We start from the raw sequence: 22,140 nt of genomic DNA, 5'->3' as shown, positions 1-22,140 counted from the left end.
GGAATGACCATGCGAAGTATTCTCTGCCCGCTGCTGGCCTTCCTGATTGTGGGTTGTGCACCTGAAGAAAACACATCGGTAGAAGTACCGAGGAACTCTGAACATCGATCTCCGGTTGAACAGCCTCTTCCCAAACCCACATTTCGAATTCATGATGAAGCGAATTACATTACCATCACGCCGCTTGCACAGGAAAAAATGGTAGCATTCGCCCAGGCAAGTTCTGATCAGAAATGGTGGCTTCGAGTGTCGATAAATTGGGGTGGTTGTACTGGATTTCGAACCGCACTAGATCTGGATACGGCAATCCCTTGTTCAGATGATGTGGTGAGCTATTCTGGGCAGATCGCCTGTGTATCCAAAGCTGATATGACGATCTGGATACAGGGAATGCTGATTGACTGGGAAAAAACTGCTTTCCGGATTACTTATCCTTATCAAACGGAAGAAACGAGAAAGAAATGCGAGAAATTATTAATCTCCACAAATGCTGAGCAATTGAAAAAACAAGCAGCAGAAAAGCAGTAAACAACTGACTTGACCGTTATCATAGCACGGGAGTCCCGCCCGCACGTGAAAGAACTCCATGACCGAGACGACCATTTTACGAGCACTTGGGCTTGCGAAGTTTCGAAGATAGCAGCCTGAGTAACGAATTTTTATACCGAGCATGGGTTGGTTTTTCAGGTGTCCTGTCACGGATTCTGTAATAGTTTCAGCGGCTCGCTGGAAAAATCATCGTCTTTTCATTTGGTTCCCACAGAAAAATTCGCAAAATAAAACTCGTTACGTGTGGGTCTATACCTGCATGCTTTCCCAAAAACGTGCAACAAGAGGAGCATCTTCATGAGCACATTATCGCGTCGAGATTGGTTATTTACCGCTGGTACTGCTGCCACGGGTTTAATGTTACCGAAAACCCTGTTGGTGGCACAAGAAGCATCTAAAGAGTTCACTCTGCCGAAATTACCATATGCCACCGATGCCCTGGTGCCTCACATTGATGCCAAAACGATGGAAATCCATCACGGCAAGCACCATGCTGGTTATGTGGCCAACCTGAACAAAGCTCTGGCTGGCACCGATTGGGTAGGCAAGCCGATTGAAGAAATCCTGGCCAACCTGGGCAAAGCACCCAAGGCAATTCAGGCCGCACTCCGCAACAACGGTGGGGGGCATTACAACCACACCTTGTTCTGGCAGGTAATGTCCGCGAAAGGTGGCAAACCTTCTGCAGAATTGGCCGCAGCCATCGAAAAGTCATTCAAAAGTTTTGATGCCATGCTCGCCGAGTTCAAAACTTCGGCAATGACCCGCTTCGGCAGTGGCTGGGCCTGGCTGGTGGCAGGAAAAGAAGGCAAATTGGGCATTTTAAGCTCCGCAAATCAGGATAATCCCCTGATGATCGGTGCGGGCGTGCCGATTCTGGGCATTGATGTTTGGGAACACGCTTACTACCTCAACTACCAGAACCGCCGTGCAGACTATGTTGATGCATTCTTCAAAGTGATCAACTGGGATTTCGTTTCCGCACGCTATCAGGCGGCGGTCAAAATGTAATTTGTTACCCGACCCGGGTGTAGCAACACGTTAAAGTTGATTTTTATGAAAAAGCTTTCATTAATTCTGGTGGGTGCACTGTGTTTGGGTTGTTTGCCCATGGTGCAAGCGCAACCACCAGAAACGAAACTGGCCTACCCTTTAATCAAAGGCTATGGCGAAGTGGTGCCACGTCCGAATGCAGCTTATCAGCCTCAAAAAGGTGAAAAGGCTGTCTTTGACATCACTTCAGGTGGGAAGCCAGAAGCCCTGAACAAAGGACTGGAACGTGCTGCACGCTTGGTAAATCTGTACGGTTCTGCCGGTTTGAAAGCAGGTGACTTCCAACTAGTGTTGGTGCTGCACGGTGATGCCACCGGTGCCACGATGACCGATGCCGGTTACGCAACCATGTTCCAGACAAAAAGTAATCCAAACACGGAATTAATTGGGTTGCTGCACCAGGCTGGGGTGAAAATCTATGTCTGTGGGCAAGCATTGAACTACAAGAAAATTGCCGACGATCAGGTTCGGAAAGATATTCCCATTGCCTTAAGTGCTTTGAATGTAGTAATTAAGGAACAATCCGCTGGCGCAGCCTACATCCCAGTTCCGTAATTAGTTGATATGTCATCTATTCGCAAGCGATTTTCCATTTTACGCCACGATTGGCCGATCCTGCACTGGGACTTCTTTCTGGAACGGGAAACCGATTTGCAGTCGTGGCGATTGCCCACAGAACCAAAAGCCCCCTATCACGTGGTAGCAGAAGCAAACTTTCCCCACCGGTTACTCTATCTCGATTACGAAGGCCCCGTATCCAACGACCGTGGTTCCGTAAGTATCTGGGATAAAGGTACTTACAGCGTTATTCTAATGGATAGCCGAACAGTGATAGTTGACCTCACTGGCACCCACGCCAGTGGGAGATGGACAATAGAAATGGCTGCCACCGACGATCAATGGAACTGCACATGGGAAGCACCTTAGGTATGGTTGCCAAACTGAGAAGTTGAATTCGGATCAACTTTTCGGAACCATGCTGGCGGAGGCAGGTTTTGCTGGAGTTGTTTCCAGTCGCAAGAAATACACCGCACCATATTGTACTACGCAGAAATGCCTGCCATCTTCCAGCCAGAAGCCAGATTCATATTCGTATGGTCCGACATCCCACTTTGTAATTACTTTCCTTGTTTGACAATCCCAGAAGGTCCAGCCATTGTCCGTGTGCCAGGAAGCAACGATACGACCATTAGGTGAAACTTTCATCCTTGTGCCGGCATCCGGAAACACCACTTCTGGGCCAACATCAAACCGGTCGAGCGACTGACGGTAAACAAGTCCAAAATCTTTATTGCTGCCACTGATCCATAATGCATTCTTTGAAAGATCCAGAAAAGCAGAATCAATCGCTTGTATTCCAGCCGATATGGGGACACTTCTGGCAATCGGACGGGCAAACTTCATGTCCCACAATTTCACTTCACTGCCACCTGCAGTTACCAGTGTTTTCGCATCAGCAGACCAGGTCAACTGCTTCACCTGATCGTGGGTACCAATGGTTTGTAATACGGGTGGTCGCTGGGTGATGTCCCATTTATGAATTTCACCATTGGTCATCGCTGTCCAGATTGCTTTGCCATCTGGTTGCCAGGTCCAGTCGACGTAGCCCCCGGCACGTTCGAATGTCAATTCGTCTTTACGTGGCAATAATCGCCCATCAACAACTGGCCACAGCTGAATTCCGCTCTGTGCCAGTTTCATTTTGCCATCATACCACTTTGAAAATGGCATCGAGGCGAGAAAATCGCCAGTTGGTGACCTTTTCGAATAGTGCCCATGATAATTCAGGCCTGCTACTTCACCAACATAACGGAATTCACCATCAATTAATTGATCGAGATGGTGCACTGTCTTATGTAGTTCTTCTAAGTTCCCAGATGTGGTGTAAATAAGATCGCCAATGATGCAAGGCAGTCGATACCGATCAAATCGTGGATCTGCTCCGGACGATAGCAGTTTCCCTTGCTGATCAAGAATGTCAATTCTTCTGTTGCTGTATTGCAACTGGATCATCCTCGTATTTTCCGCACCAATCGCTTGCACCCATAGTGGTATCTCACGCACTTTCTTGAAGCCATCTTTGATGGACCAGATTGAGTACGTGTTTCCAAAGCCACCACTACCAATGAGAATTTCGCTGTTATTCTGATCATACCACTGGACCAGGCAAACAATGTCCCGCCTACCCTTTAGCGGAATCATTTCACGATACTTCATGATTGGAGTCGGCTTGGAAATATCCCAGACTGCAATTCGGTGGTACTGCTCATCCACCTCGGGATGATAAACGCCTTCAGTTAAAGTACTTCCATCATCAGTAATTAGAAATGGAGTATAGGTTCTCGGAGAACTACCTCGCTGGGTGGGGATTGTGTGGAGTAATTTCGCAGGTTGCTGCTCAATATCCCAGACAAATATGTTCGCTTTGGCAGGGTCTTCGTAAAAAGCTCTTGCAACAATTCGTTTACCATTTCCTGATACGATCAGACCGGATACCCATGCAATTTCACTGGGAAAATTGATTTCCTGGATTTCTTTGATTGCTGGATCTGTTGACCAGATTACCAGTGATTTTCGATCCGGGTACTGGAATGGCGATACAACTCGTTTTGAATCTGGAAAAAATGCTACCGGACTTCTCATTGATTTGTTGAGCTGTTCTAAACGTGGTGTTTTTCCAGTTAAATCATAGATCCGAACCCATTTGTCTCCAAAGGCCACTTTTTTGCTGTCGTTGGAAAAGACACATTGAGAATCTGCCCAACTGTTATTTGTCACATAATGGGGGGTGAGTGTCGCCATATCCCAGATGCACCCACCGTCAGAGGATTTCATTGCCAGCCACTTCCCATCATTACTCAATTGAACGTGTCGCAAGTGGGGATCAAGTGATGATAATCTATTGCGGATGCCAAAGGCCCCTACCACTTCTTTGGGGATCCCTTCAAACTTTAATTCGTCAGAGATCTTATTTCCGTCAAGTTTATCGAAGGGCCCTGGTTCGCTTAGGTATTTCGAAATAACTGGCAGAATGGGTTCTGCTGGAGTAATTTTGGGTAGCAAGGGCACAACTGGTGGCTGCAGTTTGGTGCCGGAGGCACCACCAGGGAGAATTTCTACTTTACCTCCAGATGGGCCTTCAATTTCAGCAACCTTTTTACCATCTTCGTCGCGGATGATGACAATAACCGCTACGGTGCCAATAATCAGTAGCATTAGCCCAAGGAGCGATAATACTCCCGCTCGAAATAATTTTTTTCGATCACTGTTGGGGCGAGAATTTGGCTTAGTTTTGATTTTTGGCTCTGTGAGATGCACTGAAGGCATAATCTCGGTCGCACCAGAATCCGGATGATCCAGCTCACTCCAGGGATTGTCAGAAATCTCTTCTGCCAGTGGCACAGCCAGCAGACTGCCTTGTATCCTGCTCAACTCTTTTGCCACAATTGTGGCATTTTCAGGGCGTTCTGTGGGCGATTTTCGAAGTAGATGCATAATCAATTCAGAAAATGCTTTTGGTATTTCAGCATTGACTTGATTTGGAGCTGCGGGCTCATCCATCGCCAGACTGGTTAATAACGAAAGAGTATCACACTGCCGGAAAACGGCCGTTTCCCAACAGACAATTCATAGAGCATCACTCCCAGGCTGAACAGGTCGCAGCGATGATCCAGTGGTTTGGAACGTGCCTGTTCCGGTGCCATGTAAGCGGGAGTACCTATGATGGCGCCTGCCTGTGTCAGCCCGACATCTTCTTTCACGCTTCTGGCGAGCCCAAAATCCAGTATCCGCACGCGCGTGCGGCCGTCAGCAAGTTGTTCCAGCCAGATATTGCCAGGCTTGATATCGCGGTGCACCAATCCAGCGCGGTGGGCAGCGGCAAGCCCTTCTGCCACTTCTCGACCAATCTGAACTACTTCATACATCGGCAGTGGTTTCCGCATTTTGAAATAGGCATCCAGTGGATCGCCTTTGAGAAACGGCATGGCGATGTAGGGGACACCGTTTTCCAGTCCCACCTGGAAGATTGGGCAGATGTGGTCGTGTTCTACTGCCGCTGCCGCCTGTGCCTCCCTGATGAAGCGCAACCGTTGTGATTCTTTCGTTGCAATTTCCGGCTTCATCACCTTTAACGCGACTCTGCGTTTTAGGAGCAGGTCTTCTGCTTCCAGAACTAATCCCATGCCACCCTGGCCCAGCTTGCGATGCACCGCGTAATTTCCGAGCCTGCCAATTTCGCCTTCTGCCTGAGGAGGGGATAAAAACGCCAATTCATCATCCTGCTGCGGGTTTTGTGCAGGCGATTTTGCTTGTTCCAATTCGCTGGTTTTTGTGAAAAGCTGACTGTTGCTGACCTGCAACGGCTGGTCTTTGTCGTCGGACGTCATTCTGGGAATGCCCTCATTGCGTTGAGTCGATCATCCTGATGCATTTGGTATTCTATTCAGACCATTAAAAAATGTTCAGAAGCCAGAAACCGAGTGCCGGTTGCCGAACATCAATTAACTGCATGGTGGTGACAGTGGCACTTTGAACCGCGCTCCTGGATTTGCACCAATTCGAAGGTGTGCCGACGGAAATCCTCAAGCAGGTGATTGCGATTTTGCAAAAATTCACAAAAAAGTTTCTGTTGACGCAAGTATCTGCACCACAATGATTTATGGAAAATCATCTGGAAAAGTTTTCCGCTGATTTTGAACAAAATTGCATTTTTCATTTTTGGCGAGGATATATTATATACAAGTGGAATAATTTCCACGCTCATGGAGTGGGCAGTTTCGCTGCCTGCTGAACAATGAGATCTTTCGACATCATTGGAGGATCCCAAGCGACTTTTTGTGGGACAAGTTGCTAGAATTTCATTACCTCTCGCCTGCTGGGTTTTGTGAAAATGATGGCACCGGTTACTTCTCGCCCCACTGCAAACAGCGGTGTGGTGTTACAACAACTGCTTGATATTGTGGGTCGGGATGGCATTCTCAGCCAGCCGAGTGATCTGATGGCGTACGAATGCGATGGCTTCACGATCGAAAAAAATCAGCCGGAAATCGTGGTCTTCCCCACCACCACGGAACAGGTGGCAGCAATTGTGAAGGTATGCCAGAACCACGAAATCCCTTTTATGGCACGTGGGGCCGGCACCAGTCTCGCAGGTGGCTGCGTGCCCGTCGGTGGGGGTGTGTTGATTGCCCTGGCACGGATGAAAAAAATCCTGGAGATCAACTACGCCGATCGTTACGCCCACGTGCAGGCTGGTGTGGTGAATCGCTGGCTGAGCGACGCCTGCAAAGGTGCTGGTTTTCACTTTGCACCCGATCCCAGCAGTCAGGGTGCCTGCACCATCGGCGGGAATGTGGCAACCAATTCCGGCGGCCCACACACGTTGAAATATGGTGTCACAGTCAACCACGTGCTGGGTGTCGAACTGGTGCTGCCGGATGGACGCATCGTGGTGTGCGGCGGCCCCATTGAAGATACCCCAGGCTACGATCTTGCTGGCGTGATCGTGGGCAGTGAAGGCACTTTCGGCATCGTTACCAGTGCGTGGGTTCGCCTGACACGAAATCCCCAGGGCTATCGCACACTGCTGGGGGTATTTCAGACTGTTGATGATGCCACCAACGCCATCAGCGAAATTATTGGTGCGGGCATTGTGCCTGCCGCACTGGAACTGCTGGATCAATTAATCCTGGGTGCAGTCGAACAGGCGTTTCGTTTCGGTTTCCCACTGGATGCCGGTGCGGTGCTGATTATGGAAGTGGATGGCATCGAAGCAGGGCTGGATGCGGAAGCTTCTCGCATGGAAGAAATTGCCATGAAGAATGGTGCCCGCGAAGTACGTCGGGCGAATACCGAAGCAGAACGTCTGGCACTCTGGAAATGCCGGAAACAGGCCTTCGGTGCTGTAGGCAGGTTGGCACCGAGTTATTGCACGCAGGATGGTGTTGTACCACGCACGCGCTTGCCGGAAATGCTGCGGTTTATTGCTGCCGTCAGCCAGAAGCACCAGATTCGCATTGCCAACGTGTTTCACGCGGGCGATGGGAACCTGCACCCCATCATGCTGTTCGATGAACGCGATCAGGATCAGTTGCAACGGGTGCTGACTGCCAGCCACGAGATTCTGGATGAATGCATCCGCCTGGGTGGCAGTGTCACCGGAGAGCACGGAATTGGCGTGGAAAAACGGGATTTCATGCCGAAGTTATTTGCGGAACAAGACCTTGCCTTCATGGTTCGGTTGCGGAATGCGTTCAACCCCACGAATTTGTGCAGCCCACAGAAGATGCTGCCCACCGCCGGGGCCTGTTCAGAACCCGCTGCGGTGCTGCAGGAAAAACCGTCCCGCCGTGCTGCACTTTAAGTAATCACCACGATGTGATGATTTTTAAGGAGAATTGTGATGGATGCATATCTGGAAGTAATGTATCACAGGATGTGCATTGGTGCATTGAACACAAAAAGTGGCACACAGAATAGCCAGCAGAATAGATAGAATTTAGGTCTGTCTATTTGATAATTCGGCAAGTGGAGGCTAGATGGGCGCGATACGGTTGTCTTGGTGGCAGTTTTCTTCGATCCTGCTGCTGGTCACGGCGGTAGGCTGTGATAAGTCTCCTGGCCCGACTCGCCCCTTGGTCAGCTCGGGTGCGTCGGGCGTCGTCACGTCCGACCGGGTTCCTTGGGAGATGTACATCAGGGTGTGCGACGTCGGGATGGCCTACTCGAAGGCAACGGAGGCTCTGGGCCGGGCGCCGGTATCCCTTGCCGAGCTTCAGCCGTACTTGGTCAGCAAGGACGCCCTAACTACTCTCAGGGACGGCAAACCGTTCGAGATCCGCGCTGTCGAGGGCGTCAACGTCAGTGGCCCGCTAGATCGGCTACTCGTCTGGGAGGCAACTCCAGACAAGAATGGCGAGAGGTATGTGTTCCAGGAATCCCAAGGTGGCTACCGTGTGGGCGCACAGGAGTTCCAGGCACTACTGGACGGCAGCTGGATCCGTGAACGATGGCTACCGCGAAAACCCCTCTTTCCATCCAGCAAACCATAGCCACTGTTTGCCGAAATGCGGAAACTGGCCCTCAGCCAGTTTGAGAAGAAAGTCGCTTTCCTACTTGCGGTCATAGACAAATATGCTTCCGGAAAACGGGGAAAATTGCTCAGTCTCCCAAGGCAGATGTTTTTCGTTTTCGAGATGGGTTAATTGTGGATTTCTTCGAATTTTTTGACACTGCAGCCGCCATTGCTGCAACCCAACCAGATATTTCCGTGGGAATGCACCATTAACGGGTGTGTTCGTTTTTGCGATTTCAATGCATCCTGTTTGTAGTACAGATTGTGTAATATTCGTTCGTGCAAGTATCAACATCCGTCATTCCCCCATGCATGCGGCAAAGATTTTGTTATTGAAATTGTTTTCCATACCTTCTGCGGTTTTCTGGTTGTATTTAACTTTCATAGACCGCAGCGCCAGCAAGGGAATTTCTTGTCAAGAGAAGTCGCACCCATGCATATTGACCGCCAAGACGCCACAGCGCCAAGAAGATAGGCCTCAGGACTGTAACTGATAACCTGGGACCCATTAAAGAAGCATCGGTGATTGGCTAAATGTTTCTGTTTTGATTGCATTTTTCTCATGTGAGATTATTCTGAATTCAATCTTTATTCTAAAAGTGACTTGAGGCTGCACTATTCTGTATCAGGAACTTCTCCTAGTGCAACCACTTTCCCGATTGCTGCAGAAGCTGCTACCCAGCCGTTGACTTTACCCAGATTGTTCCCAATGAGTAACTCATGGTCTCGTACTTCTTTTACAAGATGCAGAAGAAAATTACCGCACCACGCAACAAGTATTACATCATCTGCTTGCACACCACTTTCATCAATGGGTGCTAAGGTAACCAACTGCCCACTTTCGATGCGACCTCGCATAGAACCACCCTGAGGTCGAATTTCTACTTGTCTACCCGCAAGCAATTCCTGCCGTGCATCGTTGACCCATCCCATGATTGCGTCCAGCGTTTGCATAAGTTTCAATTGGCTGATAAGACCAGCTTAGCTAAACTCACAATTCGTTTCTGTAGTGTTGTTTCATTTCCCATCATGCGGCTTGGGCGGAACTTTCATCTTCCCAGTCTTCGAAGCGAACAGCGACCTGTTTGCTGATGCCGCTTTCCTGCATCGTGATGCCGTAGAGTACATCGGCCTGGGCCATTGTTCGCTTCTTGTGGGTAATAATGATGAACTGTGACTGGTCGGTAAAGCTTTTCAGGGCACTTGCCAGCCGTTCGGTGTTCGCTTCATCCAGGGCAGCATCCACCTCGTCCAGCAGACAGAACGGGCTGGGCTTGCTTTGAAAGATTGCCAGCAACAACGCCACTGCAGTGAGTGTTTTTTCCCCACCGCTCATCAGAGAAATACTTCGCAATTCCTTTCCAGGCGGGCGGGCAATAATCTCAATGCCCGATTCCAGAATATCATTCGGATTTTCCAGCACAATGTCGGCCATTCCCCCACCGAACAGGCGACGGAACAGTTCCTGAAAGTGCTGTCGCACCGCGTGGAAGGTTTCGGCAAGCAGTTTTTCACTGTCATTGTTGATGCGGTCAATGATTTCCCGCAATGACTTCTCTGCAGTGGCTAAATCGTCGATCTGTGCCTTCAAATCGGTTGCACGCTGTTCCACTGCCAGCAGTTCTGTCAGTGCCTCCAGGCTGACGTTGCCCAGGGCCTTGATCTGCTTACGAAGTTTGTCCATTTCTTTGGTGGCTGCTGCCCCATCCCACGTGGGGGGCCATTCTTCACCCGCAGACAGCGGGCAGCGTTCATATTCCAGACGCAGATCCACCTGATAGTCGTCTTCCAGTCGCTGCACGAGTTGCTTCATGGTCGACTGGTTTTCCTGTACCACCATCTCCAAAGTGTGCATCTGGGCCAATTGTTCCTGGTGCAAATTCCGCAGGCTGTTCATCTTGGCTTCAATTTCGCCTAACTGCAACCGTGCATCTTCTTTCACATGGTGGGCCGCACCTGATTGTGCCTGCAAGGTTTCTTTTTGCAGCACCAATGCTGCCAGTTCTGCAGACGCACGCAGGGCGGTCAGTTCTGCGGTCAGTCTTCGTTCGCGCAAGGTTTCCTGGTGGCGGGCAATCCGATGCTCTTCCTGATTCCCACGTTCGCAATCCACCATCATTTTCTGGTATTGTGCCGAATAAGATTGGTGCTTCTGGCTTACTTCAGCCAGCACCACACGGGCGTTGGTCAGTTCTTCCCGTTGTGCAGCTCGGGTGCTATCCAGGTGCTGCAAGCGTTCTTCCAACGTTGTCAGTTCCGCACGTAGCTGTTCTGCTGCCTGCTGGGCGGCCAACAATTCCTCCTGATTCACCCGCCGATGTTCCTGAATGCGGTTCTCTTCATCAGCCAGCAACGCTAATTCCTGCTGAATCAGTTGCATATCCTCTTCGAGGTGCTGCCGTTGCTGGGCCTGTTTCTGGATTTCGCTGCTGAGATCGGCCACGGTGGAACGCAGCACACGAATTTCTTCTTCCAGACTGCGGATGGGGCTGTTCAGTTGCTCCAGTGCATGTTGAAAACGCGTATTTTCTACTTCCGCGTTCGCCAGTTGGTGCTGCAACTGCTCCATCTGGATTTTCAGTTCCCGCAGCTCACTTTTTCGTGAAATCAGGCCGTGCTGTACCTGCAGGGTGCCTAATGTCACGCTGCCATCAGCTTCCACAATTTCCCCCACGTGGGTGACATAGCGAAAGCCGTTTGCTATATAATCTCCCTGATATATAATCGCTGGTTCTATTGTCTCCACCAGGATCGTGGTGCCCAGTAATTGCTGGGGTAACTGCCCCACCTGGGGGGTATTGGTGCGAATATGTGCCGCCAGCGAAACCATTTCCGGTGGCACGTTCGGTGCATTGCTTTCCCGCAACGGAATCAACGTGATCCGGCCTGCGTTACTTGCGAGTAGTTTTCGTAATACGGGCAGGTCGTCTGCGGATTTCATGACAAAAGCCAGTGCATGTTCACGCAGAACCGCGTCCACCAGTCCTGCATATTCCGTGGGCACATGCAACTGGTCGGCCACCAGACCGTAGAGATACTGGTGCAGTTCGTTGTCGGGATCAGCTAATTGCTGCAGCACCGCCCGGACACCCACGCCCAGCCCTTCCTGCGATTCTTCCATGCTTTGCAGAAGATCTAAACGCCCACGCAGCCCACTGATTTCAACACGATATCGCTCAATCGATTCCAGCACACCCGCACGTTGCTGCAATAACTGTTCACGTTGCTCCAAGTGGGTTTGCAGCGTGGCTGCGGCCCGGTCTGCCTGAACTTTCAGGTTGAAGTCCTGCTGATTCAGCGTGGCAACAACTCGCCCCAGTGCTTCGTGTTCCGCAGTGCGGTTTCTCAATTCGGTTTGTTTCCGAAGCAGTTCGCGACTGAGTTTTTCCGCCTGCCCGGTAAGCGACTGGGCAGCACTTTGCAGACTGGCCACACGGCCCACTACATCGAATTGCTGTTCGCGTGCTTCCTGTAAGCGATTGGTGGACTGTTGGTGTTCCCCTTCCAGGCTTTTCAGGGAATCTTCCAATTGAGCCACAGTAGTGCGATGCTGCTGGGTTTCCTGTTCGGCACGTTGCAGATCGGCCTGGGCATCGGCTGCCTGCCGGTGCAGTTGCCGAACCAACTGATGCACTTCCTGCCAGCGGGCATTGTTGGAAAGCTGCTCGGTGGCAGTTTCCTCAGATTTTTGCAGTTCGCTGTGAAATTTTTCCTGATGCCCAGCTACCCATTGCTGGATTTTTGCCAATTCGCTGGCGAGGTGTTGTAATTGCTGTTCGGTTTGCTCAATCTGGTTCTGGAATAGCTGCCGCTGTGTTTCCCCACTCTGCAAAGTGGCTTGCAGGGTACCGGTTTCTTCCCGCACCTGCTTCAGTTGTTCGGAAGCATGCCGCAAATGCCCCACCGCGTGGTGATAGCCCAAAAGACTTTCTGTCAGGCGGAGTTCCTGCAGACGGGTGGAATATTCCTGAAACTTGCGTGCTTTTTCCGCATCCTGCCGCACCCGCTGAAGCTGTTTTTCCACTTCGGAGTAAATATCGCGAATCCGGCTCAGGTTATCGTGGGTCTGATCGAGCTTTTTCAGCGTTTCGATTTTCCGGGCTTTGAAGCGACTGATCCCTGCGGCCTCTTCCAGAATCGCCCGCCGATCGCGAGTGCTGGCCTGCAACAGTGCATCCACCCGGCCTTGTTCAATGATGCAGTAGGCGGCAGAACCAGCACCACTGCCCAGTAACAGTTCCCGAATATCGCGCAGGCGACTGGCTTCGTGGTTAATCAGGTATTCGCCAGTCCCATCGCGGTGGACGCGTCGAGTAATCGAAACTTCGGCAGCATCAGTATTGAGTATTTTTCGCTGATTATCGAATGTCAGCGTTACTTCTGCCATTGGCAGTGGTTTGCGGGTGGCAGACCCGTTGAATATGACGTCGGCCATTTCCCCACCACGGAGGTTTTTGGCACTTTGTTCGCCCAGAATCCAGCGGACGGCATCGACAATGTTACTTTTGCCGGAACCGTTTGGCCCCACAATGGCAGTCAGCCCGGCAGGAAAATCAAACCACGTGCGATCAGCAAAGCTTTTGAATCCGATAAGCTCCAGGCGTTTTAACATAGCCTCACTTCCCAGGTGGCATCTGATCAGCGTTGTGGAATATTACGACCGTCAGGCACTCCCCTTCTTATTGTTCTTGCCAGGATTCCGGCTTTTTCGGACTGCTGGTGGGTGAATCGTCCGTCAACAGATCCATTTCATTTCGCAGCCAGGGATCAAGTGCGGCTGCTTCTTCGAGTTTCTGAATCGGCACAAGCCGTGGGATCGCATCAAACACCACTGTTGTGGAAATCGCCTTGCGATTCTGCAATTTCACCAGCAACTCGACGGCTTCCTGATAGGTGATCCCCATCTGGGCGGCCTGTTGAATTACATCCGACACTTCCAGCGTGCTCTGTACGTGGGTGGGATCTGCACCATCGGTGGTATACCGCGAAATCGTCGCCACGGTATCGCCAGGTCGGCAGGTAATTGTCAGGTTTGGCCCCACTGTCGCTGAAAACGGTGGCAGAATCTTCGGTATCTCACCGTAAATCACAATTTCCGGGCGGGCATGCCGCTGAACATGAATCATGCTGGTACCTTCCACTGGCACATGGTGCAGATAGAATGCTCGTCCAATCGGGCGGGCATGCACCACGGGGTGCTGTGGGGCAATTTCAACCAACGCACGAAAGGCACCTTGCCGCACCGTGGGTTTGGGATTGCTCAACAGCTTTTCCAGCCGATCAATGCTGGCGGCATCGTCCAGTGCTGCCAGAGCAGACAAACCATATGCTTCCAGCACTGGGTGCTGTTCAATTCCTTCCATAATTTCATCCACACCAATCGATTCGCCCATATAGGCTAAAGCTTCTGCAGCATAGAACCTCACAAACGGATATTGGCTCTTCAACTCGGCTCGAAGAATCGGAATCGCTGTTTTCCCAATGGCTTCCAATGCGATTGCTGCTGATGCCGCCGTGGCAGGGTTGCTCAGGCGAGTGGTTAACATTTTCACATATTCCGGATCGCCTTCTGGCTGATCCAATGGCAGGTGGGCTACCACTCGCATGTAACGGGGATGGTTCAACCGGTAAGCAGGTGGCACCGCTACACCAACCACTTCTTTCTGACGGGCTTCTGCCAGTTTATCCGGCCCTTCGGTGCCTAAAAATCGTTTATTGATCCGCACGGCAATGGTTTCGGCCACCACGTAGCGTTGGGAATCGGTATTCAAGCTGAGAAACAGCGAGCGAGAGTGCAGTGCCTGCCCACCTTGCCAGACATAGGCATTTTTCCACGGTTCATCAGCGGTAATTTCACTGATACTTTCCTGCAGGTGGGGCTGCAAACGGCCCTGAGCGACCACACTTTCATGCCCACGCAGCACGCGATTGCCCACGCTCTGTGGGGAATACTCATTATTTTTTAAGAATTCCCGCACCGATGCAGTGGAACTGAACGTCTGCAGGGGGGTGCGTTGCAGAATTCCCCCACGCAGACTTTTGACTTTGCTGTTGGGTGGCAGTGTCACTTCGACGTCGATCAGATCGTTCTTGCGGGTACCCGGTTTGATGGTGCCCGAAACAAACACCACCGCGGTATCATCAGATTCCAGCAGTTCGGCAATGTTGGCCACCCGCTCTTTCTTCATCCGCTCTTCCAGTTCGGTGCGGAGATCTCCAGGTGGGGTGGGACTGCCGGTTCCCTGCAGATTGGTTACCAGACCAACGCCATGCACGTGAACAGGCTCCATCGCATCAAACATCGCCACATTACGAATCGTGCGGGAGGTGCCAGGCTCGGGTTCTGGCTCTTCAATTTGGGAACGTGTCGTTGTGGAGCGTTCGTTGTCGAATAAAAAGCAGCCACCTTGCAGTGGTAATACCAACAACAGCAACCAGAAGCGTTTCATCGTACTTTCCCCCAATAAACAGGCAGTAACCTTCCCCCGAAGGCAATCACCAAGCCCGTGGTAGCCAGACTACCAGAACGTTGGGGTAATACCATGCCCAGTTTTGCCGTCAAGAGAAATATGAAAAAGGGGAAAAGCCACTCCCCGCCTTGCCTGCTTTGACTGGATTGCCGGAACGTCGAAGTCATCTGACACAAGTTTGATTCGATTCTGGATTAAACCCGAATTCGTACGAAAATCGGTCTTTTCAACATCGATCAAGCGAAGCGCGGCTAACGCCGTCGACTCACCTGCCCAACCACGGTTGGGTTTCAGACGCTTGTGCCCACAACCGTCATTCCCGCGAAGGCGGGAATCCAGTGCTAAACGCTTGAATTGGCAATTCAACATGATGTCTTGTGAGCCGACGGCGTTAGCCGCGGTTGGTTGGAAAAATATCAGAAACACCGAATTTCAAAATGATTTAGGTTTAGTTAGAATAATGAAACAGTTTGGTTTAATCTTTGAAAACTTCCTGCAGAGTTGCCCTGCCGAAGTACATTCTGGAAGCAAATATTTAGCTGGATTCCCGCCTTCGCGGGAATGACGGTTGTTGTACAACCGGCTCAAGATTCAGTCGAAAGGAAAGCAGTTTTACTCCGCCGATTCGCGGGAATGACGGTTGCACAACCAGCTAAAGGCAAAACATGGAAAACAATCTGAACTTCCTAAAACCGTCATTCCCGCGCAGGCGGGAATCCAGGGCGGAAGACTTGAATTAACACCAGTATTCAGATCCCCACCTAACAGACGTCGACAACCTTACCGCCGTGACCAGTGCCATTGACGAGTTGCGTAACTACGAGGGTTGTTCACCCACGCAGGAAGAGGTTTGGCAGCGGTCCTACGAGATTAGCTGGCCGCGTTGGTACGCTGCCCGCATAGCTGTCTGCCATCTGTACCGAGCTTGGTGGTACAGTCAATTCCAAACTAATAATCAGTTTGTTCTGGAACAGGAGGCGGCACTTCGCTGCATGCTCGAAGCATCGGGGCAGCCGTCGGAAGCTAGAGAACTAATGTTTGCAGAGTTTGAGGAGGTCGCGAGAGAGAATGGATTGTTGGCCTAACAAGTCGCTCAACCCGACCGCTGAAGAAGTTGTTTATAATTGCAAGCTAACTCTCGACGGCGGGTTAGCTCTGGTGTTAAGCCGGCCTGCGGCCTACTTACCAAGTGGAGGCCGCTTGCAGTCGCACCACGGTCTACAACAGGAGTGGGCAGCAAATAACCTCCCCGGCTACGATCCCAAACTTGCTCCTACCGTCACGATAGAAACAGGCAAGGGATTCCCGCATACCACATTGAGCAACCTTCAAAATGCTCGCCGGGACGCAAGGGTAGCAGCAGGATTAGGGAAATGGAGTTCTACAATTGACGACGAGTTGGGGTTCATCGTAAGTGATTTTCGACAGGAGGGAAAACATGGACATGGCCTTTACCATGTCGGCTACGGCAATTTAGACCTAGATGATGCAATCTGGATTGCACCTGATTTGCACTCATTCTTGGTGAATGCCGAAGGTATTGATACTTTCTGACGGCTTCTGCATCACGATCTTCGCAGGCTGTGCCGGTTTGAATGGCTGAATGCGTGCCGGTTGAGGAGGCTTCCACGGCTTAAATACCGGCACGCCTGACGGCGGCTTTGGCTTTTTGCTCAAGCTCTTGTTGACCGCTGAATCTCTCGGCAACGGGTTCATCTTCGATAGCCCGATGACGGCGTTCTTGTCGTTGAGCCACAAGCCTTCGCATTGCTTTTGCTCTCGCTGTGCCAACCATTCGTGAAACGTCTTCATGCCAGTATCTACGCTTGGGCTGGCCCTTTCCCGTGCGTGCGTGAGCGGCTTCGCTTGAGCATAAAGAAAAAGAACCGGGCGAAGCCGATGCAGGGGCCGGGGCGACCACCTTTCGCACCAGCTTTTTCGCCTTCGATTGTTGGATTGATCTTTTTGTTACAGCCTTCGCCTTGACCGAAGCGACAGCATAGAATGGTGGTCGGTTGAACGTCCCCTCCCGCGGGCGGCTGGCAAATGAGCCCTTTTTCGTTATGTGGCAGTGGCTCGACGTGGAGTGACGATGGCTGAAACTGCCCGCGCGAAAGTGAATTACGGCATCGACGCCCCAGGGCTGGTCCGGGGGTTCTTTATTGCCGGTAGCGTCGCGTTGATCAAGGCAGACCGCTACTACGCCGATCATAGCATGTAATTTATTTCACTGGATATTAATATATACTCGTGCCAGTTCAAAATGAAAATTTTTCTCTGATTTTCAGCAGCAATCGTTCTGAACGATCGCCGTAAATTATTGTTGGTTATGGATTTACGGCGAAAAAACTCTTTTATGAATTTTTGCAAAATAATGTCACAGGTTGCTTCAGGTGGGAAAAAGTTCTCATTTGGCTCTCATCAATTGTCTGCCACTTCGGAAGGTTGTTACAAATTGGTTACAACCGGCGGTTTTTTGTGCGAAAATGAATCTTAAAGCGAAATAGGCGCACTTCCTCTGCGAATGTACAATAGGGAGTGGTAGCTTCGCACGGTGCGATTGAGGTTTGACGATGGCAACATTGCAAGACATGCAAAAAAACCAACAGCCGATGAAACAGATTCAGTTTGTGGAGCAGCAATTGGCCTTAGCCAAACGCCGCATCCGCACACTGGATATGATTTCGTTCGGACTGTATGGCATTATTGGAACACTGGTTGCCATCCTGGTGGTGCAGTTAGTTGATCGCTATTTTGCCACCCCTCCTTATTTCAAATGGGTCGCACTGGCGGGTTATCTCGGGTCGATCTCCTTTCTGGCCTACTGGTTGCTGTTTCGGCCCGCCCGCAGACATGTGAATCCTTATTATGCGGCGAAACAACTGGAAGCTGCGGTGCCTGATGCCAAGAACTCGGTGATCAGCTATGTGGACTTTTCAGATGATGACCGTGTCCCCGGTTCGATCAAGCAGGCAATCGGTGGCAAAGCAGCCAAAGATTTGAAAGGGGTTGAAGTTAATCGGCAGATTGAAAACCCTCGACTAACCTGGGTTCTCGTGATCGCCGGAATCGTGCTGGCGGCAAATGCAGTCGTGGCAATCCTGCCTCCCACCCGGACGCAGATTGAACTGAAACAACCGCGTGACGGGAATATTACGGTCTTTAATAACCAAGACGTTATATTTGAAGTGGAGTTGCGTGGCCGGGTACCTGCGGCAACGGATAAAGATGCCGCACGCGTGCGGATCTGGTACAACCCTGAAGACCCGGGGAATTATGAAGAACGCCCACTGAATCAGGACAAGGATAACCGTCGGTTATTTCAGCTAACAGTCCCAGCAAATCAGGTTCGCTCTGGTTTTCGCTACTCCATCCTGGCTGGAAACGACCGCACGCCCGACTATCAGGTAATTTCCAAGATTCTGCCGGAGTTCAAAAGTTTTGAAGCAAAATACAACTTCCCGAGTTACTTGAAGCGGGAAACAGAAATCATTAACGACCCCAACCTGCTGGCACCATGGGGGACTCAAGTAGTGCTGACTGCCCACACCAATCGTGAAGTGCAGTTTGGTAAATTGTTTATCGAGGGTAACCCACGGCCATTCCTGGGCAAACCAGTAGCGGATAATCCGAACGCCTTACAATTTGACCTGGTTATGGAACAGGAATCGACCTACCACATCGAATTCACCACCAAAGAAGGTGATCAGAACCAGAATCCCCCACGGTATCAAATGCAGGTGATTGATCCGAAGCCCGCATTTCGCACGTTTGATGTGCGTTACGAATACCCAGACTACCTGAACTGGAAGCCGGCAGTAGCAATGGATGTCGCCATGCCCACCCTGGAAGGAATTCGTGGGACCAAAATCACCCTGACAGCACGTTTTAACCGCCCCGCACGCACCGCCACGGTGCGATACGGCGAGCAATCGATTGTGGGTGTTCCTGTAACGGATGAGCCACTTTCGGTGCGTTTCGAACTGCCACCACTCGATCGAAGTGGGGAAATGGTTGTGGAATTCATTCCTGATACTGCTGAAAATCCACCAGAACCCAAAAAGTTGAAAGTACTGGTATTTGACGATCTGGCCCCACAGGTAGAGCTGACCGCACCTGTGCCCGATATGATTGAAATCCCACTGAACGGCAGTTTGCAGGTGAAAGGGTTGGCCAAAGATGATTATGGCATTGATCGACTGGCACTGCACATGAAGGTGGCAGGTGCAGAAATTATCGCCCTGAAGCCGAAAAAATATCGTGATGGGCAATCATTCTTTCGCGAAAAAGACAATAGTTGGCCACGTGAGCTGGAATATCAGGATGTTGTGCTTTTGTCAGAAATCCAACGTCCTGGGGATGCAGCATTCCGTTTGCAACCCGGCATGGTGATTGAGTATTGGCTGGAAGCCACCGATAATTGCAATGTCCCACCCGGTCCATACGTGGGCTATTCCAAAGCGAAACAGTTCAAAGTATTGGCTGCCGTGGTTCAACCACAAAAGAAGGCAGAAGTTGACCGACAGAATGCGGACGCTAGACAGCAACAGCGTAAGCACGAACAGAAACAGGATCAGGTTCAACAACAGGAAAAACGCGATCCCAATCAGCAGTTGCCAAAAGATGCCAAACCGGAAGATCAGCAGCCAGGGAACATGGGCGACCCGATGAACCCAATGAAGCAACCTGGCAATATGGGTGACCCGATGAACCCAATGCAGCAACCAGGTAACATGGGCGACCCGATGAATCCAATGCAGCAACCAGGTAACATGGGCGATCCCATGAACCCAATGCAGCAACCTGGCAATATGGGCGATCCGATGAACCCAATGCAGCAGCCAGGGAACATGGGCGACCCGATAGCTGATCCGAAACATGCAGAGAAAACCAAAGAAATTGAACAGAAACTGAATGAAACTGGTCAACAACCTGCAGATCCCGGCGAAGCTCGTCCCGCACCGAAACAGGGTGGTGAGGAAAATCAAGACCCGAAAGCAGAGTCACGTGCCGAACCAAAGAAATCACCTGATGAGCCGAAGCAAGGCGAAACCCGTGATGGAATGGTTGATCAGACTCCAGAAGATAAAGGTGATCAGAAACCTGCTGGTAAGCCCAATGAAGATCCTGCACAGGAAAAACGATCGGATGGCAGTCGACCAGGTGGGGACAGTGCCGATAAGCCATATCCGAAACCCAACGAAGCGAAAGACCCCACCCAACCGATGAATAACAATGGCGATAAGCAGGGTGAAGCCCGCAGTGGTGGACAGGGAATGAAGCCGGGTGCACCAGATCAGGCGGGAGAAGCACGTCCGGAACCACCCACCGAAACTGGTAAGAACAAGCCGGATCCGCTGGATGATCCCACCCAGCCTGAACAGCAGTTTGGCAAGGGCGATGAGAATAACCCAGGCGAAAACAAGCCCCAGGGACCACAAGATCCCAAAGAGGCGTTAGACCGCGAGATGGGTAAGTTGGATCGGGAGCTGAATTCAAAAAATCGAGAAGTAAGCGAGCAAGCACGTGAATCGATCGACCGCCTGATGCGGAATCCGAAAACTCGGGAACAGACCCGCGATAAGCTGGATGAAATGAAGAAAAATGCCCAGGACGAACTGACAAAGAAAAAAGCGGACGAATTGTCTCGTCAGGGCGAGAAGGCTGCACAGGATGCTGACCAGCAGCAGCCAAATAAAGAAAATGTGGATGAACTCGCCAAGAAAAATCGTTCTGATAACCCACTGGATCGTCAGGGGGCAGAAGAGAAAATGAAAGAGTGGATGAAGAACGAACAGACAAAGAAGGATTTGAAGGATCAGGTCGATGAGTTGAAAAAACGCGATCCGGAAGCAGCTGACCAACTGCAGAAAAAGATGTACCGTGCCGAGCAGGCAAATCGTCAGGAAGCCCAGGAGAAGCAAAACCTGGATGAACTATCCAAGAAGATGGGTGGGAATGATCCCATGGCCAAAGAGCAGGCCAAAAAGGATCTGCAGGAGATGATGAACGACCCGGCCAAACGCGACAAGGCGATTGAGCAGCTCAAAGAAATGGCCAAGAACGAAAAGGATCCCAACAAGAAACAGCAATTGCAGGATGCCGCCCAGCAGGCTGAAGAAATGGCTAAGAACGGCAACCAGAATCAGCCAGATCCGAAACAACTGGAAGACCTGGCCAAGAAGATGGGTGGGAATGATCCCATGGCAAAGGAACAGGCCAAAAAGGATCTGCAGGAGATGTTGAAAGACCCGGCCAAACGGGACCAAGCTATCGAAAAACTGAAGGAAATGGCCAAAAACGCTCCAGAAAATTCGGATATGAAAAAAGATCTTGAAAAGGCTCTGGATGAAGCCAAAGAAATGGCGAAAAACCCACCCAAGATGGATGGGAAAGATCTGGCAGATATGGTCAAAAAGATGAACGAAAATCTTGACCCGAAAGAGAAAGAAAAGCAACAGAAACAGTTCGAAGAGATGATGAAAGACGAAAACCTGCGCAAGAAAATGCAGGATATGGCCAAAGAAATGCAGAAAACCCCAGAAGGGAAAAAACAATTGGAGGATTTTCTGAAGAATATGGGTGGGACAGTGAACAACGAATTTACCCCACTGGTGGCCGATCCACGCAATCGCCTGAAATCTGCAGAGCTGTTACTGGATAAGTTCAAGAAGAATATTTCCGATGAGGAGTTTCGCAAAAGCTTGAACTGGACAGATGCAGAATGGCAGGAATGGATGAAAAATCAGGAAGCACTGATTTCAGCATTGAAGAAACAGGTGGCATCCAGTGATTGGAACGGCGATAAAACCCAGGCCAGTGTGCTGGATAAAGGTCCGCGTAAAGTAACCCTGGAACCGGGTGCGAACGGCGACCTGCTGCGTGGTGGGCGTTACGCACCTCCACCTGGATACGAAAATGCTTATCGCGATTTTACCAAGACACTTTCCGGCGTTAAGCCAACGACCCAGCCCAGGAAATAATTTGTGGCAG

The 22,140-nt window shown here is 50.8% G+C and carries 16 protein-coding genes; 9 read left to right on the top strand and 7 right to left on the bottom strand.

Annotated elements, in window-relative coordinates; genetic code table 11:
* Positions 1 to 9: 9 nt before the first annotated feature.
* The 4 genes from R3B84_20615 to R3B84_20600 all read left to right on the top strand — a co-directional run bounded on the left by R3B84_20615 (position 10) and on the right by R3B84_20600 (position 2,529).
* Positions 10 to 528, top strand: coding sequence for a hypothetical protein (locus R3B84_20615; protein ID MEZ6142975.1), 519 nt, complete (start codon positions 10 to 12; stop codon positions 526 to 528).
* 378 nt (positions 529 to 906) lie between these two features.
* Positions 907 to 1,560 (top strand): superoxide dismutase, encoded by a 654-nt coding sequence (locus R3B84_20610; GenBank protein ID MEZ6142974.1) that lies wholly within the window; start codon positions 907 to 909, stop codon positions 1,558 to 1,560.
* Between the two features lie 99 nt (positions 1,561 to 1,659).
* On the top strand, positions 1,660 to 2,157 hold the full coding sequence (locus R3B84_20605) for a DsrE family protein (protein ID MEZ6142973.1): 498 nt from the start codon (positions 1,660 to 1,662) through the stop codon (positions 2,155 to 2,157).
* A gap of 9 nt (positions 2,158 to 2,166) precedes the next feature.
* Entirely contained in the window at positions 2,167 to 2,529 is a 363-nt protein-coding gene (locus R3B84_20600; GenBank protein MEZ6142972.1) for a DNA polymerase ligase N-terminal domain-containing protein, read from the top strand.
* 33 nt (positions 2,530 to 2,562) lie between these two features.
* Here R3B84_20600 and R3B84_20595 read toward each other — a convergent pair whose 3' ends face one another.
* Positions 2,563 to 5,097, bottom strand: a complete 2,535-nt coding sequence (locus tag R3B84_20595; GenBank protein ID MEZ6142971.1) for a WD40 repeat domain-containing protein — start codon at positions 5,095 to 5,097, stop codon at positions 2,563 to 2,565.
* A 77-nt stretch (positions 5,098 to 5,174) separates the two neighbouring features.
* Positions 5,175 to 5,990, bottom strand: coding sequence for a serine/threonine-protein kinase (locus R3B84_20590; protein ID MEZ6142970.1), 816 nt, complete (start codon positions 5,988 to 5,990; stop codon positions 5,175 to 5,177).
* 503 nt (positions 5,991 to 6,493) lie between these two features.
* Here R3B84_20590 and R3B84_20585 point away from each other — a divergent pair.
* Positions 6,494 to 7,966 carry an FAD-linked oxidase C-terminal domain-containing protein gene (locus tag R3B84_20585; protein MEZ6142969.1) on the top strand — a complete coding sequence of 491 codons (1,473 nt, stop codon included), beginning with the start codon at positions 6,494 to 6,496 and terminating at the stop codon, positions 7,964 to 7,966.
* Between the two features lie 175 nt (positions 7,967 to 8,141).
* Positions 8,142 to 8,654 (top strand): hypothetical protein, encoded by a 513-nt coding sequence (locus R3B84_20580; protein ID MEZ6142968.1) that lies wholly within the window; start codon positions 8,142 to 8,144, stop codon positions 8,652 to 8,654.
* A 638-nt stretch (positions 8,655 to 9,292) separates the two neighbouring features.
* On the opposite strand, the gene R3B84_20575 is transcribed toward R3B84_20580, so the two are convergent.
* The 4 genes from R3B84_20575 to R3B84_20560 all read right to left on the bottom strand — a co-directional run bounded on the left by R3B84_20575 (position 9,293) and on the right by R3B84_20560 (position 15,573).
* Entirely contained in the window at positions 9,293 to 9,610 is a 318-nt protein-coding gene (locus R3B84_20575; GenBank protein ID MEZ6142967.1) for a hypothetical protein, read from the bottom strand.
* 94 nt (positions 9,611 to 9,704) lie between these two features.
* Positions 9,705 to 13,289 carry a chromosome segregation protein SMC gene (gene smc / locus R3B84_20570; protein ID MEZ6142966.1) on the bottom strand — a complete coding sequence of 1,195 codons (3,585 nt, stop codon included), beginning with the start codon at positions 13,287 to 13,289 and terminating at the stop codon, positions 9,705 to 9,707.
* 67 nt (positions 13,290 to 13,356) lie between these two features.
* Positions 13,357 to 15,126 (bottom strand): flagellar basal body P-ring protein FlgI, encoded by a 1,770-nt coding sequence (locus R3B84_20565; GenBank protein ID MEZ6142965.1) that lies wholly within the window; start codon positions 15,124 to 15,126, stop codon positions 13,357 to 13,359.
* Between the two features lie 69 nt (positions 15,127 to 15,195).
* The gene (locus R3B84_20560) at positions 15,196 to 15,573 is read right to left on the bottom strand and encodes a hypothetical protein (protein ID MEZ6142964.1); all 378 of its coding nucleotides are present in this window, start codon (positions 15,571 to 15,573) and stop codon (positions 15,196 to 15,198) included.
* Positions 15,574 to 16,215: 642 nt separating this feature from the next.
* Here R3B84_20560 and R3B84_20555 point away from each other — a divergent pair.
* Positions 16,216 to 16,701 carry a hypothetical protein gene (locus R3B84_20555; GenBank protein MEZ6142963.1) on the top strand — a complete coding sequence of 162 codons (486 nt, stop codon included), beginning with the start codon at positions 16,216 to 16,218 and terminating at the stop codon, positions 16,699 to 16,701.
* Here the strand turns inward: R3B84_20555 and R3B84_20550 are convergent.
* The gene (locus R3B84_20550; GenBank protein MEZ6142962.1) at positions 16,663 to 16,959 is read right to left on the bottom strand and encodes a hypothetical protein; all 297 of its coding nucleotides are present in this window, start codon (positions 16,957 to 16,959) and stop codon (positions 16,663 to 16,665) included. The two genes, R3B84_20555 and R3B84_20550, sit on opposite strands and share 39 nt — an antisense overlap.
* 280 nt (positions 16,960 to 17,239) lie before the next feature.
* Between R3B84_20550 and R3B84_20545 the strand changes: the two genes are divergently transcribed.
* Positions 17,240 to 17,368, top strand: a complete 129-nt coding sequence (locus tag R3B84_20545) for a hypothetical protein (protein MEZ6142961.1) — start codon at positions 17,240 to 17,242, stop codon at positions 17,366 to 17,368.
* A 352-nt stretch (positions 17,369 to 17,720) separates the two neighbouring features.
* Positions 17,721 to 22,130, top strand: coding sequence for a hypothetical protein (locus R3B84_20540; GenBank protein ID MEZ6142960.1), 4,410 nt, complete (start codon positions 17,721 to 17,723; stop codon positions 22,128 to 22,130).
* Positions 22,131 to 22,140 lie beyond the last annotated feature (10 nt).

It is taken from the genome of Zavarzinella sp. (assembly GCA_041399155.1).
Classification (GTDB): Bacteria; Planctomycetota; Planctomycetia; order Gemmatales; family Gemmataceae; genus JAWKTI01.
This window is presented reverse-complemented; position numbering and strand designations above follow the sequence as displayed.

Excerpts from the sequence above, each read along its gene's own strand:
- R3B84_20615 (MEZ6142975.1), top strand. The coding sequence starts at position 10 with ATGCGAAGTATTCTCTGCCCGCTGCTGGCCTTCCTGATTGTGGGTTGT.
- R3B84_20610 (MEZ6142974.1), top strand. The coding sequence starts at position 907 with ATGTTACCGAAAACCCTGTTGGTGGCACAAGAAGCATCTAAAGAGTTC.
- R3B84_20605 (MEZ6142973.1), top strand. The coding sequence starts at position 1,660 with ATGGTGCAAGCGCAACCACCAGAAACGAAACTGGCCTACCCTTTAATC.
- R3B84_20600 (MEZ6142972.1), top strand. The coding sequence starts at position 2,167 with ATGTCATCTATTCGCAAGCGATTTTCCATTTTACGCCACGATTGGCCG.
- R3B84_20595 (MEZ6142971.1), bottom strand. The coding sequence starts at position 5,097 with ATGCATCTACTTCGAAAATCGCCCACAGAACGCCCTGAAAATGCCACA.
- R3B84_20590 (MEZ6142970.1), bottom strand. The coding sequence starts at position 5,990 with ATGACGTCCGACGACAAAGACCAGCCGTTGCAGGTCAGCAACAGTCAG.
- R3B84_20585 (MEZ6142969.1), top strand. The coding sequence starts at position 6,494 with ATGATGGCACCGGTTACTTCTCGCCCCACTGCAAACAGCGGTGTGGTG.
- R3B84_20580 (MEZ6142968.1), top strand. The coding sequence starts at position 8,142 with ATGGGCGCGATACGGTTGTCTTGGTGGCAGTTTTCTTCGATCCTGCTG.
- R3B84_20575 (MEZ6142967.1), bottom strand. The coding sequence starts at position 9,610 with ATGGGATGGGTCAACGATGCACGGCAGGAATTGCTTGCGGGTAGACAA.
- smc (MEZ6142966.1), bottom strand. The coding sequence starts at position 13,289 with ATGTTAAAACGCCTGGAGCTTATCGGATTCAAAAGCTTTGCTGATCGC.
- R3B84_20565 (MEZ6142965.1), bottom strand. The coding sequence starts at position 15,126 with ATGAAACGCTTCTGGTTGCTGTTGTTGGTATTACCACTGCAAGGTGGC.
- R3B84_20555 (MEZ6142963.1), top strand. The coding sequence starts at position 16,216 with ATGGATTGTTGGCCTAACAAGTCGCTCAACCCGACCGCTGAAGAAGTT.
- R3B84_20550 (MEZ6142962.1), bottom strand. The coding sequence starts at position 16,959 with ATGAAGACGTTTCACGAATGGTTGGCACAGCGAGAGCAAAAGCAATGC.
- R3B84_20545 (MEZ6142961.1), top strand. The coding sequence starts at position 17,240 with ATGGCTGAAACTGCCCGCGCGAAAGTGAATTACGGCATCGACGCCCCA.
- R3B84_20540 (MEZ6142960.1), top strand. The coding sequence starts at position 17,721 with ATGGCAACATTGCAAGACATGCAAAAAAACCAACAGCCGATGAAACAG.